10 protein-coding genes are annotated in these 16,318 nt (G+C 47.1%); 4 read left to right on the top strand and 6 right to left on the bottom strand.

Annotated elements, in window-relative coordinates; translation table 11 throughout:
* Window positions 1-85 precede the first annotated feature (85 nt).
* The 4 genes from murC to WMO75_RS03370 all read left to right on the top strand — a co-directional run bounded on the left by murC (window position 86) and on the right by WMO75_RS03370 (window position 5,124).
* Entirely contained in the window at window positions 86-1,465 is a 1,380-nt protein-coding gene (gene murC, locus WMO75_RS03385; protein WP_118252143.1) for a UDP-N-acetylmuramate--L-alanine ligase, read from the top strand.
* A gap of 335 nt (window positions 1,466-1,800) precedes the next feature.
* Window positions 1,801-2,916, top strand: a complete 1,116-nt coding sequence (locus WMO75_RS03380; protein WP_022214002.1) for a DnaD domain protein — start codon at window positions 1,801-1,803, stop codon at window positions 2,914-2,916.
* Between the two features lie 25 nt (window positions 2,917-2,941).
* On the top strand, window positions 2,942-3,934 hold the full coding sequence (locus WMO75_RS03375) for an ATP-binding protein (RefSeq protein ID WP_022214001.1): 993 nt from the start codon (window positions 2,942-2,944) through the stop codon (window positions 3,932-3,934).
* A gap of 2 nt (window positions 3,935-3,936) precedes the next feature.
* Window positions 3,937-5,124, top strand: a complete 1,188-nt coding sequence (locus WMO75_RS03370; protein ID WP_022214000.1) for a ribose-phosphate pyrophosphokinase — start codon at window positions 3,937-3,939, stop codon at window positions 5,122-5,124.
* 92 nt (window positions 5,125-5,216) lie between these two features.
* Here WMO75_RS03370 and WMO75_RS03365 read toward each other — a convergent pair whose 3' ends face one another.
* From WMO75_RS03365 to WMO75_RS03340, 6 genes are all read right to left on the bottom strand, one after another.
* Window positions 5,217-6,968 (bottom strand): metallophosphoesterase family protein, encoded by a 1,752-nt coding sequence (locus WMO75_RS03365; RefSeq protein ID WP_022213999.1) that lies wholly within the window; start codon window positions 6,966-6,968, stop codon window positions 5,217-5,219.
* A 14-nt stretch (window positions 6,969-6,982) separates the two neighbouring features.
* On the bottom strand, window positions 6,983-8,374 hold the full coding sequence (gene asnS / locus WMO75_RS03360; RefSeq protein ID WP_118698901.1) for an asparagine--tRNA ligase: 1,392 nt from the start codon (window positions 8,372-8,374) through the stop codon (window positions 6,983-6,985).
* A gap of 103 nt (window positions 8,375-8,477) precedes the next feature.
* The gene (locus WMO75_RS03355) at window positions 8,478-10,937 is read right to left on the bottom strand and encodes a beta-propeller domain-containing protein (protein ID WP_303223192.1); all 2,460 of its coding nucleotides are present in this window, start codon (window positions 10,935-10,937) and stop codon (window positions 8,478-8,480) included.
* Window positions 10,938-11,146: 209 nt separating this feature from the next.
* A complete protein-coding gene (gene galT, locus WMO75_RS03350) occupies window positions 11,147-12,637 on the bottom strand; it encodes a UDP-glucose--hexose-1-phosphate uridylyltransferase (protein ID WP_022213996.1) in 1,491 nt (496 codons plus the stop codon).
* Window positions 12,638-12,688: 51 nt separating this feature from the next.
* Window positions 12,689-15,139, bottom strand: a complete 2,451-nt coding sequence (locus WMO75_RS03345) for a hypothetical protein (protein WP_303223193.1) — start codon at window positions 15,137-15,139, stop codon at window positions 12,689-12,691.
* Window positions 15,136-16,317 (bottom strand): class I SAM-dependent methyltransferase, encoded by a 1,182-nt coding sequence (locus WMO75_RS03340; protein ID WP_022213994.1) that lies wholly within the window; start codon window positions 16,315-16,317, stop codon window positions 15,136-15,138. Before WMO75_RS03340 ends, WMO75_RS03345 begins: the two co-directional genes overlap by 4 nt.
* Window position 16,318: the final 1 nt, after the last annotated feature.

The following is a 16,318-nucleotide window of genomic DNA, read 5'->3' as shown; positions in this document are numbered from 1 at the left end:
ACTTTTCATTTCCACCCTCAAGGGGTATAATATTAGCGTAACTGTTTCGTATTTTCACAGTTAATAAATTAAGGAGATTATCATTATGTATCAGATAGACTTTCATAAACCGATCGCCATCCATTTCATTGGTATTGGCGGAATCAGCATGAGCGGACTGGCTGAGGTCCTTCTGGAAGAGGGATTCACCATCTCCGGCTCTGACGCGAAGAAAAGCCCGCTGACCACTCTTCTCGAGGAAAAAGGGGCTACCCTCTACTACGGACAGCGTGCTTCCAACATCAAGGACTCTGTTGACGTTGTTGTTTACACAGCAGCCATCCATCCGGACAACCCGGAATTCGCCTGTGCAAAGGAGAAAGGCATCCCGATGCTCACCAGAGCGCAGCTTCTCGGACAGATCATGCGCAATTACGACACCCCAATCGCAGTATCCGGAACTCATGGCAAGACTACCACAACTTCCATGATCTCCCACATTCTGCTCAAAGGTGAATGCGACCCGACCATCAGTGTCGGCGGTATCCTTCCGGCGATCGGCGGAAATATCCGTGTCGGTCAGTCAGAGACTTTCCTCACCGAAGCCTGCGAGTACACCAACAGCTTCCTGAGCTTTTTCCCGAAGATCAGCATCATCCTGAACATGGATGCGGATCATCTGGATTTCTTCAAGGATATCGATGACATCCGTCATTCTTTCCGTAAGTTTGCAGAACTTCTTCCGGCAGACGGTGCACTCATCATCAACGCAGATACTCCGAAATACGAGGAGATCGCGAAGGATCTTCCATGCAAAGTCATCACCTACAGTCTTGAGAAAGAAGCCGACTACACAGCCGACAATATCACATACGATGAATTCGGACATGCCACTTTCCGCGTACTCCATAACGGTGAGCCGATCGGAACCTGCACTCTCCGCGTTCCGGGAATCCACAATGTTTCCAATGCGCTGGCATCCATCGCCTGCGGACAACTTCTGGAACTTTCCAACGAAGTGATCTTTGAGGGACTTAAGGACTTCACAGGAACAGACCGCCGTTTCCAGTACAAGGGACAAATCGGCGGCGTTACGATCATCGATGATTATGCACATCATCCGACAGAGATCGAGGCAACTCTCCATGCAGCAAAGAATTATCCACACAAAAAGATCTGGTGTGTTTTCCAGCCGCATACTTATACACGTACCAAGGCTCTGCTTCCGGAATTTGCCAAGGCTCTTTCCCTGGCAGATCATGTCGTTCTTGCTGATATTTATGCAGCCAGAGAGACTGATAACCTCGGAATTTCCTCCGCAAACCTGCAGGAACTGATCTCTGAGATCGGTACTCCGTGCGAATATTTCCCGACTTTCGACGAAATCGAGAACTTTTTGCTTGAAAATTGTACACAGGGTGACCTGTTGATAACTATGGGGGCCGGAGACGTTGTAAATATTGGAGAACAGCTCCTCGGCAAGTAAGTTATCCACATTATCCACATGCTTATACACATTTTGGACGGTGTATAGCATGTGGATTTTTATTGCCCTGGAGTGTTTACATAAGTGTATGTGGAAACCTGCAAAAATGCGCTGATTTGCACGTTTTATCGACATTCATCATGGTTGCAGATAATTTTATCCCGATTTCACTTTCCACATTATCCACATTATCCACATTTTAGTGTGGAAATCTTTTACCGAAAAATACCCTATTCTCTTTTGAAAAAGGTTGTGCTATAATCCAATTGTTCCAGACTGCCGCTGTTTCGGCGGCATTTAACCGGAATTTTTTCTTGGAAAGTGAGCGATATTTCATGGCAATGATCACCTTACAAAACTCCTCCATGACGGAGGTCACGATCTTATCGAACACATTTATCGACAATTATATGCCGGAGGCAAACGGGGAATTCGTCAAAGTGTATATCTATCTTTTGCGTTCACTCTCCAATGCTCCGGTTTCTTTCAGTCTGGAGCAGATGGCAGACCGTCTGCTGTGCACAGAGAGGGACATCCTCCGTGCGCTGAAATACTGGGCAAAGCAGGAGCTCCTTGTCCTTGATTTCACAGACAGTGATAAACTCTGCGGGATTGCACTGCTCTCTCCGGATAAACATACGGAGAATGCGTCTTCTGTCTCTGCTTCTGTGGAGACCGTTTCCACCGTAGAACAGCCGGCCATTCAGGCTGCATCAGCTCCTTCCGCCGCTGTGGAACCTTCTGTTCCCACTGGCAAAGCTTCTTCTGACAAGAAGCAGGAACTGACCCCTGAGCGTATCCGCGAGCTGAAGCAGAATGAGGAGATCATCCAGATCCTTTATATCGCAGAACAGTACCTCGGCAAGACGCTCTCCCCTACGGAGAGCCAGAAGCTGCTCTTCTTTTATGACGGGCTTGGCTTAAGCGCGGATCTGATCGAGTATCTTCTTGAATACTGCGTCAGCCACAATCACAAGAGCATCCGTTACATTGAGAAGGTTGCCATTGCCTGGGCTGAGGAAGGCATCACTACTGTCGAGCAGGCGAAGCGTTCCAATTCACGTTATAATAAGGAATATTTTACGATTCTCAAGGCGCTGGGGATCACGAACCGTAACCCGGTTGAGACAGAGATCACGCTTATGGATACCTGGCTCAAGACGTATTGTTTTTCCATGGAGATCATCCAGGAGGCATGTAACCGTACCGTTCTCCAGACCGGACAGGCAAGTTTCCAGTATACGGACAAGATCCTCGAGGGCTGGAAGAAGAAAGAAGTCAAAACTCTGGACGACATCCGTTCTCTGGATGATGAGCACCAGAAACGCCGCCAGAGCAAGAAGGCTGCCTCCAGGAAACCGGCCGCACCTGCTTCCAATAACCGTTTTAACAATTTCGAACAGAGAGAATATGATTTCAGCGAATATGAGAAGCATCTGCTGAATCAGTAAGCTTTTTACACATAAGGAGGAAAGCGTGGCTTTACAGAATTTTCAATATGATACCATCATGAGAGAATATAGCCGCCGTCAGTCAGAGGTCCAGCGTGCCCTCGAGGAGCGGCGCAAAGAAGCGTATACACGAGTTCCCAGACTCCTGGAAATCGACCAGGAAGTCGCATCTTTGAGTGCCCGTAAGGCCCGTGCATTGCTTCTCGGACAGCCGGCTTCCATCGAGGAACTGCGCGAGGAGGTTGCTGCGCTTGCCAATGAGCGGATCTCTCTTCTCAAGGCAAACGGGTTTCCTGCGGATTACCTGAAACCGCATTATTTCTGCCGTGAATGTCAGGATACAGGATATACTGACGGCCACCGCAAATGCGCCTGTTTCAAAAAAGCAGAGATCGAACTTCTTTATACACAGTCAAATCTTACAGAGATTCTCAAAAAAGAAAATTTTGAGCACTTTTCTTTTGACTGGTATTCTGATACAATAAAAAATGAAGCAACAGGATTAACTGCCCGCCAGACAGCACAGCGGGCTTACGATACCGCCTGGAACTTTGTGCAGGATTTTGACTCCCGCTTCCAGAATCTGTTTTTCTATGGCAGCACCGGTGTAGGCAAGACTTTTCTTTCCCACTGTATCGCCAATGCACTTCTGGAGAGTTCTCACTGTGTTTTGTATTTTTCTGCGTTTGATCTGTTTGACAGCATGGCTCAGACAGCTTTTTCCAGAAAATCCGAAACCGACCCCGGCGAAAATTTTATCCTGGACTGTGATCTACTGATCATTGATGATCTGGGTACGGAGCTGACCAACAGCTTTGTGTCCTCGCAGTTATTTTTGTGCATCAACGAGCGTATTGCCCGGCGTAAATCCACGGTCATTTCAACGAATCTGACGCTTGAGGATTTCTCAGCCACGTATTCCGAGAGAACTTTTTCCCGGATCGCGAGCAACTATCAGATGTTGAAACTGATCGGCAAAGACATCCGAATACAGAAAATATTTTTAGGAGGAAAATAAAGATGGCACAGTTAAACAACAAGGAACTGACTACACTTCCAGTAGGAAGACTGGGACTCATCCCTCTGGAAAGCTGTCGTCCCCTTGGCGAAAAGGTCAATGAATGGCTTGTTAAATGGAGAAACGAAAGAGACCACGCAGAAATGCAGTCCTTCGCATTTGAAGGATATCAGCGCGATTCTTACATTGTCGATGTCAAAACTCCTCGTTTTGGCTCCGGTGAAGGTAAGGGTGAGGTCAATGAATCTGTCCGTGGTGATGATATCTATCTTATGGTAGATGTAACCAACTACAGCCTGACTTACCGTATCAGCGGATTCACCAACCTGATGTCTCCGGACGACCATTTTCAGGATCTGAAACGTGTGATTGCAGCGATCGGCGGCAAAGCACGCCGTGTCAATGTCATCATGCCGTACCTTTATGAGAGCCGCCAGAGCAAACGTACTGGCCGTGAATCTCTGGACTGTGCATCTGCACTCCAGGAACTGACCGGAATGGGCGTAGAGAACATCATCACTTTTGACGCACATGATGCGCGTGTACAGAATGCTACTCCGCTTCATGGTTTTGAGACCATCCAGCCGGCTTATCAGTTCATTAAGGCTCTTCTTAAGAACGAAGAGGGACTTCATATCGACAATGACCATTTCATGATCATCAGCCCGGATGAAGGAAGTATGAGAAGAGCGATCTACCTTGCCAACGTCCTCGGTGTTGACATGGGTATGTACTACCGCAGACTGGACTACACCCGCAAGGTAAACGGCCGTCATCCGATCGCAGCTTACGAGTTTCTTGGACCGAAGCTCGAGGGCAAGGACGTTATCCTGATCGACGATATGATCTCCTCCGGATACAGTATTCTTGAGATCGCATCTCTCCTCAAGAAACGTGGTGCAGGCAGGATCTATATCTGCACAACCTTCGGCTTCTTTACAGACGGACTTGAGAAGTTTGACGATGCTGCAAGAAACGGAATCTTTGATAAGCTTCTGACCACCAACCTGATCTATCAGACTCCGGAACTTCTTGCGAAGCCATACTACATCAGCTGTGATATGAGTAAGTATATCGCCCTGATCATCGACACTCTGAACCATGATATGTCTGTCAGCCACCTGCTGAACCCGGCAGACAGGATCAAGCGCTGCGTGTCCAATTATATGGCTCAGTATGACGAGAAATAATATCTGATTACATTTTTTCTTCCATAATAAATACCCCGCGGGGAGGATGTTTCTTGCATCTTCTCTGCGGGGTATTTGAATTTATAAGTATATTAGTTCTGATCTCCTGCAAGCTTCTGGATCGTGGACATTGCCAGATTAAGGGAATCGATCTCTATCTCCTCTGCGATCGGAAGGTATGTATAGTCTTCGACTTCCTGGTACTCTTCCATCAGGTTTGACAGGCTGATCTCCTTTTCTTTGATTGCTTCATCGAGATCATCTTTGCCGGACTGTAAGCGGTCCTGACGCGCAAGGAAACGCTTCTTGACTCTCCGACGCTTCTCAAGCTCACGGATGGTTTTCATATTGAAAAAGCCTTCCAGCAGCACGAGGCAGATTCCGGCTGCGGCTGCTACCAGTGCCAGCATCGTTTCTTTGAAATGTACGCCAAGAATGAGTGCACCTGCCAGAAACAGAATCAATGTTACACAGATTCCGGCTGCCTGTATCTGATTTCTGCGTTCCAGCTGTTGAATACGTTCTTCCGAAAATCCCTCTCCGTGACCTCCATCCAGTCTGCGTAAAGAATCCTCCTGCGCGCGCATTTCAATTCTCTCTTCCTCCAGTTCATGAAGTTCCCTGTTCATATGGTCAATAGAGGTACGGATCTTCTGTTTCTCAGCAAGATTCTCTTTCTTCCGGCGTTCTACCTGCACCTGATAACCCTTGCGGGACATCTTGAGCATCTGTAAAATGCGTCCGAGATCCTTCTGTTCTGCGTCCTGCATAACACGCCCGTTTACAAGCACAGAAGCATTCAAAAGGGACTGCAGGCCGTGATAAAGTGCCTTGTCCTCTACGACAGGTCTGCTGCCGCTATCTGCAAACTGTTCGATATAGTCCCCGATCAGGGTTCCCTTATATTGTTCGTGCAGTTTCTCAAGATCATATGCCGGACGGGACTCGTCCAGAACTTCCACGATATTTCCCATTGTTTTGAGGCGTTCTGCGAGAAGAAGGCTTCCCGGGGAGCGGGTTCCCTGTATGATGATACGGTAGATATTTTTTCCGCCACGCTTCATGATCTCGTTACGCAGCATTTCCTCCAACGTATGCTGTGTAGAACCTTCTTTGACTGTCAGAAGAAGATTCTGGTAAGAACGGCTGGCAAACGGTACGAAGTGCGTCCTTACTTTACCTTCACCGTAGGTTCCTTCTATATATCCATGCTCTCCCAGGTCATTCCTGTCGATCGGCTCCAGCGCACCGGAATACAGCATCCAGTCCTTGAACGGTGCCTGCTGCTGGTGCTTATGTCCAAGTGCAATATAATCAAATCCACCGTCTGCCAGTTTACGGAAATCCATCGGGATATGCTCAGTATCTCCACCATGCGCCATCAGAACGTGAAATCCTCTTTTATCGGATTTCTTCCAGCCATCATAAAGTGCTTCGTGAATCTCCTTATGTTCGTAACTCAGACCATATACATAGACGTTTTTCTCCGGAATCTCAATACAGGTATGGCTCTCTCCGTCAAAAAATGATACATTCTGATTCCATTTGAATGTCCGGTAGAAAGAATCCTTCCTCATATAATCGCTGTCTCCGGCCATAAGAAAGACTCTGGTCTGACTGATCGTGCCAAAAAGGTCATTTATCTCTCTCAGTTCGCTTAGAAGAGGCTGTCGATGAAAGAGATCTCCGGCTATAAACAGCAAATCCACCGGGCTCTTGCGTATTGTCGCAATCACCCGGCGGAAAGTTTCCCAGATTTCTTCTTCCCGCTCGCGACTCCACGGGCAGCCTCGATCCGGCACTGCCCCCAGGTGTACATCTGCAAGATGAATAAATCTTATCATTTAATTACTACTCCTTATAAATCACAGTTATTTACAGTTCTCGGGAACGGGATCACGTCACGGATGTTGCCCATTCCTGTCAGATACATTACACAGCGTTCGAATCCAAGTCCGTATCCGGAATGACGGGTAGAACCGTATTTACGGAGATCCATGTAGAACTGATAATCCTCGGCTTTGAGTCCGAGTTCATCCATACGGGATTTCAGTTTCTCGTAGTCGTCCTCTCTCTGGCTTCCTCCGATGATCTCTCCGATTCCAGGAACAAGGCAGTCCATAGCTGCAACGGTCTTGCCGTCGTCATTCAGTTTCATGTAGAATGCTTTGATCTCCTTCGGATAATCTGTAACGAATACAGGTTTCTTAAAGATCTGCTCTGTCAGATAGCGCTCATGCTCTGTCTGAAGGTCGCATCCCCAGAATACTTTGTAGTCGAATTTGTCGTTGTTTTTCTCAAGAAGCTCAATTGCTTCTGTGTAGGTTACATGACCGAATTCGGAATTTACTACGTGGTTCAGACGATCCAGAAGTCCCTTGTCGATGAAGGAATTGAAGAAGTTCATTTCTTCCGGAGCGTTCTCAAGTACATAACGGATCACGTATTTGAGCATTGCTTCTGCGAGATCCATGTTGTCGTTGAGGTCTGCAAATGCACACTCTGGCTCGATCATCCAGAACTCAGCAGCATGACGTGTGGTGTTGGAGTTCTCTGCACGGAAGGTCGGTCCGAAGGTGTAGATGTTGCGGAATGCCTGTGCATAAGTCTCGCCGTTGAGCTGTCCGCTTACAGTGAGGTTTGTCTCCTTGCCAAAGAAGTCCTTGCTGTAGTCTACAGTTCCGTCCTCGTTCAGCGGCGGGTTCTTCATATCCAGTGTGGTTACCTGGAACATCTCTCCTGCACCCTCACAGTCGCTTCCTGTGATCAGTGGTGTATGAACGTAAACAAATCCTCTCTCCTGGAAGAATTTGTGGATCGCATAAGCGCACAGGGAACGTACACGGAATACTGCCTGGAAAGTGTTTGTTCTCGGTCTTAAGTGTGTCATGGTTCTTAAGTATTCAAGAGTATGGCGTTTCTTCTGAAGCGGGTAGTCCGGTGCGGATGCGCCTTCTACCTGTACTTCCTCTGCCTGGATCTCAAACGGCTGCTTTGCTTCCGGTGTCGGAACGAGGGTTCCTTTGACGATGATGGCAGCACCTACGTTTAATTTGCTGATCTCAGCAAAGTTCTCCATGGTGTCGTGATATACGATCTGAAGTGTCTCGAAATAGGTTCCGTCATGAAGGACGATGAATCCAAATGCTTTGGAACCACGGACGCTGCGGACCCAGCCTCCTACTGTCACTTCCTGGTTCATATATTGTTCTCTGTTTTTGTAAATTTCTCTTACAGTTGTAAGCTTCATAATCTGTTTCCTCTCTGTCTTTCATTTCTCATCCAATTGATTTCTAGTATAGACTATTCGTCTGATTCCTGCAAGGAGTAAATATGAGAGATTACGGGATTTCTTATGATTCCCAGAGAAGAGTATCTGTAAGTTTATATCCGTCTGTCATATCGTAGGAACTGATGCCGTTTTCTGTAACAAGATAAAACGTATCTGAAATATAAATGCCTCTCATGGTGCGGTATTCCGTATTGGTGAGTGCATCGTCAAACAGACCGCTCTGTGTGATGTTCAGGTATGCTCCCGGAACAAAACCGTCTTCTTCGCTGTAGGAAAGAAGTCCGTAGTAATACTGTTCTTCTGTGTGGTAGTAGTCTCCTGTGCCGCTGTTCTTATACAGTCCGTAGGCAAAACCGAAGAGGTTTTTGTCCGGGGATGCCAGGATCGCACGGTAATTGGAAAGCGCATCGCAGATGGATACATTCTTGAGAACAATGCGGTCAATCTCTTTGACATCGGAAGGATCTGTGATGTCGAACATGGAGCATTTCAGCCCTTCGATGCTGCCTGTGTCGGGATCTGTCTCCCAGCCGATACCGAGCAGCTTGTTTTCTCCGTAGAAATGGAGGTATTCGGAGAAGCCGGTGATCTTGAGTTCGCCGATGATCTTCGGTTTCGTCGGGTCAGAAAGATCTGCTGAAAACAGCGGGTCTGTGTTTCTGTAGGTGACAAAGTATCCGGTATCTCCCATGAAACGGGCAGACTTGATCTCTTCGTTATCGGCAAGGTTCTCGATCTTGCCAATGGTTTTCATGTCTGCATCAAGGATATAAAGTCCGTTGGTTCTGGTATATTCGCTGTAATCTTTGTTCCAGCCTGCGGTTGTTGTAACCAGGCGGAGGTTTCCGTTATATTCATCCATGGAAAAACTATTGTTGAGTTCTCCGGATACGGAACCGATGCTTCCTTCTGTAAAAAAGCCATCCTCATAACCGATGCGGACGATCTCCGTGCGCGGTTTCGTGTCGGATGCGGTCCAGTCGGAAACAGCAGAATAGATGTTGGATTCGCTTACGTAAAAAGTCTCTGCGCCGCTGACAACTGCCATGCTGTCTGTGATCTGATCCGGGTTCTCATCGGAGACGGAGGATGCTACCAGATAGTTTTTGCCGTCATAGGTATAGTCTGTTGTTTCTTCGGCTGCCGGCAGGTAGATGTGGTCGTATGCGATGTACTCGTCATCAATCCTCGGAATGTATTTTACTTTTGCATCGACCCCGTCTGTGGTGTCCGGGGAGTAGGAAGTAAAGAGATAAAGATTCCCGCCATTTCTTCTGGAAGAAAGGTATGTGCCGTCCTGCTGGCAGGTTCCTGTCTGTTTCGGATTCTCACGGTCGGAAATGTCATAGGTGTCGATGGAGACCGTTGTCACCGGGACGCTGTAGCTGGCGCGGACGGTGTTGGTGTCGGTGTTATCTGTTTCGCTGTCTTTATCGGTGTTCTTATTAGCTTTACTGTCGCTGTTATTCTGTGCGTTGGTTTCCTGGTCGCCGCTGTCAGATGAAGAAAGGTTGATATCTCCTTTATAAGTAATATATGTCTCCTGCTGGCGGATCACCTGGAGGCTGTCGCCGTTTAAATACATTTCCATATAATCGGCATTACGGTCGCCGGAGATCTCGCTGACCAGTTTCATGGAAACGGCATCTACGATACGGATATCACCCCTGCTGTTCATCGCATAGATGTAGGTCCCGTCTGTCTTGACAATGTCTGCCTCGTCAACGTTTTCTTCCTGTGTATTGGTTGTTGAATGGTCGGTGGATTCCTGCGATTCATCATAGGTAAAACCGGAGTCAATATCAGACGGATACATTGCCGCGGAGGAGTCTTCCGTGGAAACAGCATCTGCGGTGCTTTCGCTTACCATATCTGTCTCTGCATCAGATGAATACAATTCAATTCCTCGTGCACCGTCTGCTGCGTTCCAGTTGTTGCTGTCGCTCTGCCATTTGTGCAGGATCTCATATAAAGATTCATAGCTCTCAGCATGTGCGAGACCTGTGATTGGAGGTGTGGCGATTTTTTCCTTACCATCAGCCTTGCTGTCCTGCTGCCCGGTGCCTGATATATCTGTTTCATCTGTTGTTTCTGTTACATTTGATGTATCCGATTTCAGGGCTGCCTCATCTGCCTGTAATTCTTCCCCCTGCTCTGCGCTTTCCTGACTCTCATCTGCGCTCGCAGTTTCTTCCTGTGCAGCCTGCTTCTTCGCTTCCTCGATCTGTTTCTTCGTCTCCGGATCTTTCATGAGCCGCGGTGCCACGCCAAACGCCGCCGCTCCCAGCACAACGACCGCTGCCGCCGCTATCATATACTTTTTATTGATAACCGGCATCTTACGTTCCGGCTGCTCCTCCTGCACCGGCTCCCTGCGGATCGAACTTTTCCACTCCGGGATCTCCTCCTCACCAGAGTTATCCACCGGCGGTGTCGCCTGCATACGCTGGTCTGTGGATTTCTTCTCAAACTTTGGCTGTTTCTGCTTCTTATCTTCTGGTTTGTTCAGATCATCTTTCATAAAGTCACCTCTCCTCATGATTTCTGTTACTGCTTCGCCCTGTTTCCGTTATTATAAGTTTACCCTGTGCCATTTATTTATATTAGTGCTATTGTACCATATCATTCCCGCTTATCTGTAAAATTTTTTTGTTAAAAGAATATAAACAAAAGGGGCCTCAGCCTGTCACAGCCGAAGTCCCTCTCGTGGAAACTGTTATACTAGTGTTCTTATAAAGTTTCGATAAATCTCATAAACGCCTCTCTGCCTTCCGGTGTACATTTGTAGACGCCGGCATCTTCGAGAACATGGGTGAAGACGATCCCAACTTCTTTCTGAAGGATCTCATGAACGTTGTCCTTGTTGATGTTGTCATATTTCGGCAGGAATTCTGCTGCCCAGGCAGCGTGTTTCTCGATTTTTTCGTTGGAAGCGATATCCTTGCCTTCGAGAATGTATTCCTCGAGAAGTTCCAGCTCTTCTTTCAGTCTCGCCGGAAGAACTGCAAGTCCCATAACCTCGATCAGACCAATGTTTTCTTTCTTGATGTGATGATACTGAGCATGCGGATGATAAACACCAAGAGGATGCTCCTCTGTTGTGATATTGTTTCTCAGTGTCAGGTCAAGTTCATACATATCGCCGACTTTACGCGCGATCGGAGTAATCGTATTATGCGGCTCTCCATCTGTCTCTGCAAAAACAAATGCCGCTTCATCGGTGTATCCTCTCCATACTTCCAGCACATGAGTCGCAAGATCCACCAGACGGTCAGAATCTTTGTGACGGATACGAAGTACAGATAACGGCCATTTCACGATTCCAGCTTCCACATCCTCAAATCCCGGAATGGTCACATGTTTCTCGATCGGAGCTTTTGCCATGGCGAAAGTGTAATGTCCACCCTGGAAATGGTCATGGCTCAGGATAGAACCGCCAACGATCGGAAGGTCTGCATTGGAACCAAGGAAATAATGCGGGAAAAGTTTCACAAAATCAAACAGCTTGATAAACGCATTTCTCTCGATCTTCATCGGTGTATGCTGGCTGTTGAACACGATGCAGTGCTCATTGTAATATACATATGGAGAATACTGGAATCCCCACGGTGTATCGTTGATCGTGATCGGAATGATCCTGTGGTTCTGTCTTGCCGGATGGTTTACACGGCCTGCATATCCCTCATTTTCCGGGCACAGAAGGCATTTCGGATAACTGCTTGCCTTGGCATTCTTTGCTGCAGCGATCGCCTTAGGATCCTTCTCCGGCTTGGAAAGGTTGATGGTGATGTCGATATCTCCGTATGGGCTCTTAACTTTCCATTTCTGGTCTTTCTTAACACGATAGCGGCGGATATAGTTGCTGTCCTGGCTCAGTTTGTAGAAATAATCCGTTGCTTCCTGCGGGTTCTTCTCATATCTGTCCCAGAACTCCTTCTGAACCTGTGCCGGACGCGGCATCAGGCAGTTCATAAGTCTTGTATCAAAAAGATCACGGTAGACAACACTGTCCTCGATCAAACCTCTTTTGACCGCCTCATCCAGAAGCTCGTTCAAAGTTTCTTCCAGATCTACATCAGCAGCTTTTTCTTCCGGTTCCACGAATTCATCCTCATGAAAAACATCAAGAAGAAGGTTGATCGTGTAACTGCGCTCACATTCTGGTGTAAGTCCTGACTCAATTCCATACTGTACAAGTTTTGCAATACTGTTACTTAACATATGTGTTGTCCCCCTGTCATTTTGTGGTGTTTTTTAACAACTTGTTTCCATTTATTTCTGATCAAGATACGTGATAAACACATTTCCTGCACTCTGGAACAGTGCTGTACTGTCATTCATTCCATATGGCTTCACTTCTCCTGTAGACGGATCGAGCAAATAGGTATTGTACTGATCATATCCAACGATCACAACACTGGAATCTGCACCGGTCTTGGCGATCACGGCACGCTGTGCACTGACCTCGTAAAGCACATTTTCCAGAGAGCATCCACTGAGATCGACAACCTTTGCACTGTCACCCAGACCATTCTGAAGATTCTGAACATCCAGAGAAGCTGTCCGGATGATTTCCGGAATGTCCGTAGTATTCAGGGTAAGCTGTGTCTTCATATTTCCACGCTCCCATACATACTGCTGTGCACGGTTCAAAACAACTCCTGTCTGTTTGTCAGCACGCTGGACTGCTTTTGCCGGATCTGTCCAGACACTGTCCAGACCGCCTCTGGCATATACATAATAAACTTCCTCTGTGGAACTCTTGTCCACCTGGATATCTACAGTCTTCTCACCGACGCTGCTCACCTTCGCATAAAGAACCAGCGGCTCCTCTGCTGACGGTGAATCATCAAACGTAAGCCGGACGATCACACCCTGGCGGGTTGAGCTTGTCTGCTCCGCACTTGTCAGATCCGTTGAAGTCGTGTTGTTGTTCATGATATTGTCTTTTTTGACAGCTTTGTAAATATCGCCGTTTTTCTGCAAAAGATTAAATTCCATCAGCGTCGATCCAACCGTCACACCTGCCACATACAGTCCATCCTGGTGATACTCCTTCTTTACCGTGCCGTCAAAGCCTTCGATACGGAAAGTCGAAATTCCATCTATATCGTAGCCGTTCGCATTCGGCAGTGTATCTCCATCCAGAACGATTCCATAAATGATATCCTCATTCATAAAACCAAGAAGAACCAGTTTCTGTGCTGTCTTCGGAGCGATCATCCGGGTTTCCATGGTATCAAAATCAATCATTTCGATCTGGCCTGCCTGATCCCCGCTCTTAATCTTCCATGCCGCATGTGCATTTGTTGCAGAAACTCCGAAGTCATCACTGTCAATGTGATCACCCAGAACTTCATAGGTATTTTCATTAATATTAATGCTATAGAGATTTCCTGAAATCAGAAGGAATAACTGGTTATTCTGGTTTACATAAGATAATGTTCCAAGATCTTCTTTCAGGAATTCATAAGACTCCGTACACGGAATAAATACCTGCTCTTCAATCACACTCTTGTCGTTGTTGTAGTGGTAAATTCCGACACCGCTGTAGCCCTCATGCGCTCCGCGGTTCATATATCCATAAACCATGAAATCAACATCGCCGTTTTCCGCGACATCCAGAATCGTGATATCATGCTCTACCCGCGCGTCACGAAAATCACTGTTTTCATTCTTGCGGAAGGTAAAAATCTCCACAAACTTACCGGTATCCGGTGCGTAGCTCCACAGATCTCCATTCTGCGTAAATGCAGTCACACTTCCCTCTTCGTTCGTCATGTAATCCACATTTTTGCTCCGGACTCCCAGAATAAGCCCACTGTTACTGATCACAGAACGAGACGGGGCAAAAACCTGCGTTGCAGAACGCTCAAAATCCAGAAGGCGGATTCTTGTCTCATCATATCGCATTCTGTAAAAATCTGTTACAAGATAATATTCGGCGTTTCCATTTTCATCCGGTGCCGTGATCTCATATTCAACAGAAATACTGGCTGTTGTTTCATTGATATCCTTGATGATCGGAATTCCCGCCTTGGATAACTGCGGATTCAGGTTTCCCCAGATGATATCAGAAAGCGGTGAATTGATATTCAGCCCGGCAAAATTCCTCGAAGAAGCACTGTCTGACGTTTCCATATAAGCTGCCAGATTATCTGCCTGGTCTTTATCGAGACTCATCTGTACGAAGTCACTCGCAAATTTCGCATACTGCTCGGTATACGTTGCAGATCTGGAAACTACCCTTGTATAGTAATAGACATCACCATGATTCGTCGAAAGCGTGATCTGAAAAGAATATTCCTGATTCATCAGAAGCCCGGAAGAAATCTCGATCTCTGTCCTTAAATATCCGTCAGAACCTGTCTCCAGGTTCTTGATCGTGCGGTTTTCCATGACCTTGCTTCCATCAGAAGTCCGGATCTCGTAAGAAAGATTTCTGACTTTCGCATCATATGGATTTACTGCAAGTGTTAATTTCTTTGTCGTATCCAGAGGTGTTACGCTGTCCCTGACAAAATCCGTCTCCATAGGCTGTTTATATCCGTACATGCGGTTCGTGAGTGTATCTCCGAACTGCACCATTACCTCCGGTAAGGTGGAATCATTCATATCTGAACGGTCATCGGTTGTCTCACTGTTCATAAGAAATGAGGTTCCTGCCACTCCAAGCACAAACACACCAAGAAGGATCAAAAACCGTTTGAGAAAATTTTTCATGGTTTTTGTGCTCCCTTCTCTGTCTGGATGCCCTGCGGATAGAGAAGTTTCTCGAGTATGAGATCTGCGTGAAGTGCCTCTGTCATCTCTGCAAGGCTGTCTGTGGACTGTTTCTTACCGGTCTTGACCGCACGGATCAGAAGATTCTTCGGCGTGTGCTCCATATCGATGAACTCAAGGATCTGTGTACGGTACCCCTTCGATTCAAGAAGTTCCGCGCGGATTCCGTCTGTCAGGAGCGCGGACATTCGTTCTTTGAGGATTCCATATTTGAGAACCGGTTTGAGAAGTTCGTTCTGGATCTTGTCGTTCAGCTCATGCTGGCAGCACGGCACGGAAAGGATGACCTCTGCCCCCCACTCAACCGCCTTGGCAAGTGCATAATCGGTTGCCTTGTCACAGGCATGAAGTGTCACGACCATATCCACCTTCGTAACGCCGTCATAATCTGCGATGTCCCCCTGCAGGAAATGCAGTTTCTCATAACCATATTTCTGCGCGAGTCCGCTGCATTTCTTAATTACATCTGTCTTGAGATCCAGACCGATGATGTTGACATCATAACCCTTAAGTTCTCTCAGATAATAATACATGGCAAAAGTAAGATATGACTTACCGCAGCCAAAATCCAGAATCGTGATCTCCCGCTCTCTGGAAAGTGCCGGAAGGATATCCTCGATAAATTCCAGAAAACGGTTGATCTGTTTAAATTTGTCATAAGAGTGCTGGTGAACTTTGCCCTGCGCATTCATTACGCCGAGATCCACCAGAAATGGGACTGGTATTCCTTCTTTGAGGATATACTGCTTTACCCTGTTGTGTGCCATGATCTTCACCGGTTCCAGTGCCGGATGCTGTTTTACTTTCATGGTCTGTTTACCCTTCTTGCTGACAAGAACGGAAGCATCTTTGCGCTGTCCCTGTATCTGAAGCTGGGAAAAACCGTCTTCGAGGCAGTCTGTAATGTAGGCAGTCACTTCCTCATGTGTGTAGTTCTTGTGGATGGCTTTCTGACCGACTGTCGCAGTTGCCTGATAACAGACAGTTCCTTTGATCTCCACAGGACGTATACGCACTTTGGACGGGACATCGGCATCTTTTTTGCGCTGTCCGCTCAAGACCGCCAGCATCATTTCCTGGTCAAACTGTTCCTCCAAAAATTCCTGTAATGTTTTCATA

Source organism: Blautia intestinihominis (assembly GCF_040096655.1).
GTDB lineage: Bacteria > Bacillota > Clostridia > Lachnospirales > Lachnospiraceae > Blautia_A > Blautia_A intestinihominis.
This window is presented reverse-complemented; position numbering and strand designations above follow the sequence as displayed.

Bases quoted from the DNA above. Each gene is read 5' to 3' on its own strand.
- WMO75_RS03365 (WP_022213999.1), bottom strand. From the start codon at position 6,968: ATGATAAGATTTATTCATCTTGCAGATGTACACCTGGGGGCAGTGCCG.
- murC (WP_118252143.1), top strand. From the start codon at position 86: ATGTATCAGATAGACTTTCATAAACCGATCGCCATCCATTTCATTGGT.
- galT (WP_022213996.1), bottom strand. From the start codon at position 12,637: ATGTTAAGTAACAGTATTGCAAAACTTGTACAGTATGGAATTGAGTCA.
- WMO75_RS03380 (WP_022214002.1), top strand. From the start codon at position 1,801: ATGGCAATGATCACCTTACAAAACTCCTCCATGACGGAGGTCACGATC.
- WMO75_RS03370 (WP_022214000.1), top strand. From the start codon at position 3,937: ATGGCACAGTTAAACAACAAGGAACTGACTACACTTCCAGTAGGAAGA.
- asnS (WP_118698901.1), bottom strand. From the start codon at position 8,374: ATGAAGCTTACAACTGTAAGAGAAATTTACAAAAACAGAGAACAATAT.
- WMO75_RS03345 (WP_303223193.1), bottom strand. From the start codon at position 15,139: ATGAAAAATTTTCTCAAACGGTTTTTGATCCTTCTTGGTGTGTTTGTG.
- WMO75_RS03340 (WP_022213994.1), bottom strand. From the start codon at position 16,317: ATGAAAACATTACAGGAATTTTTGGAGGAACAGTTTGACCAGGAAATG.
- WMO75_RS03355 (WP_303223192.1), bottom strand. From the start codon at position 10,937: ATGAAAGATGATCTGAACAAACCAGAAGATAAGAAGCAGAAACAGCCA.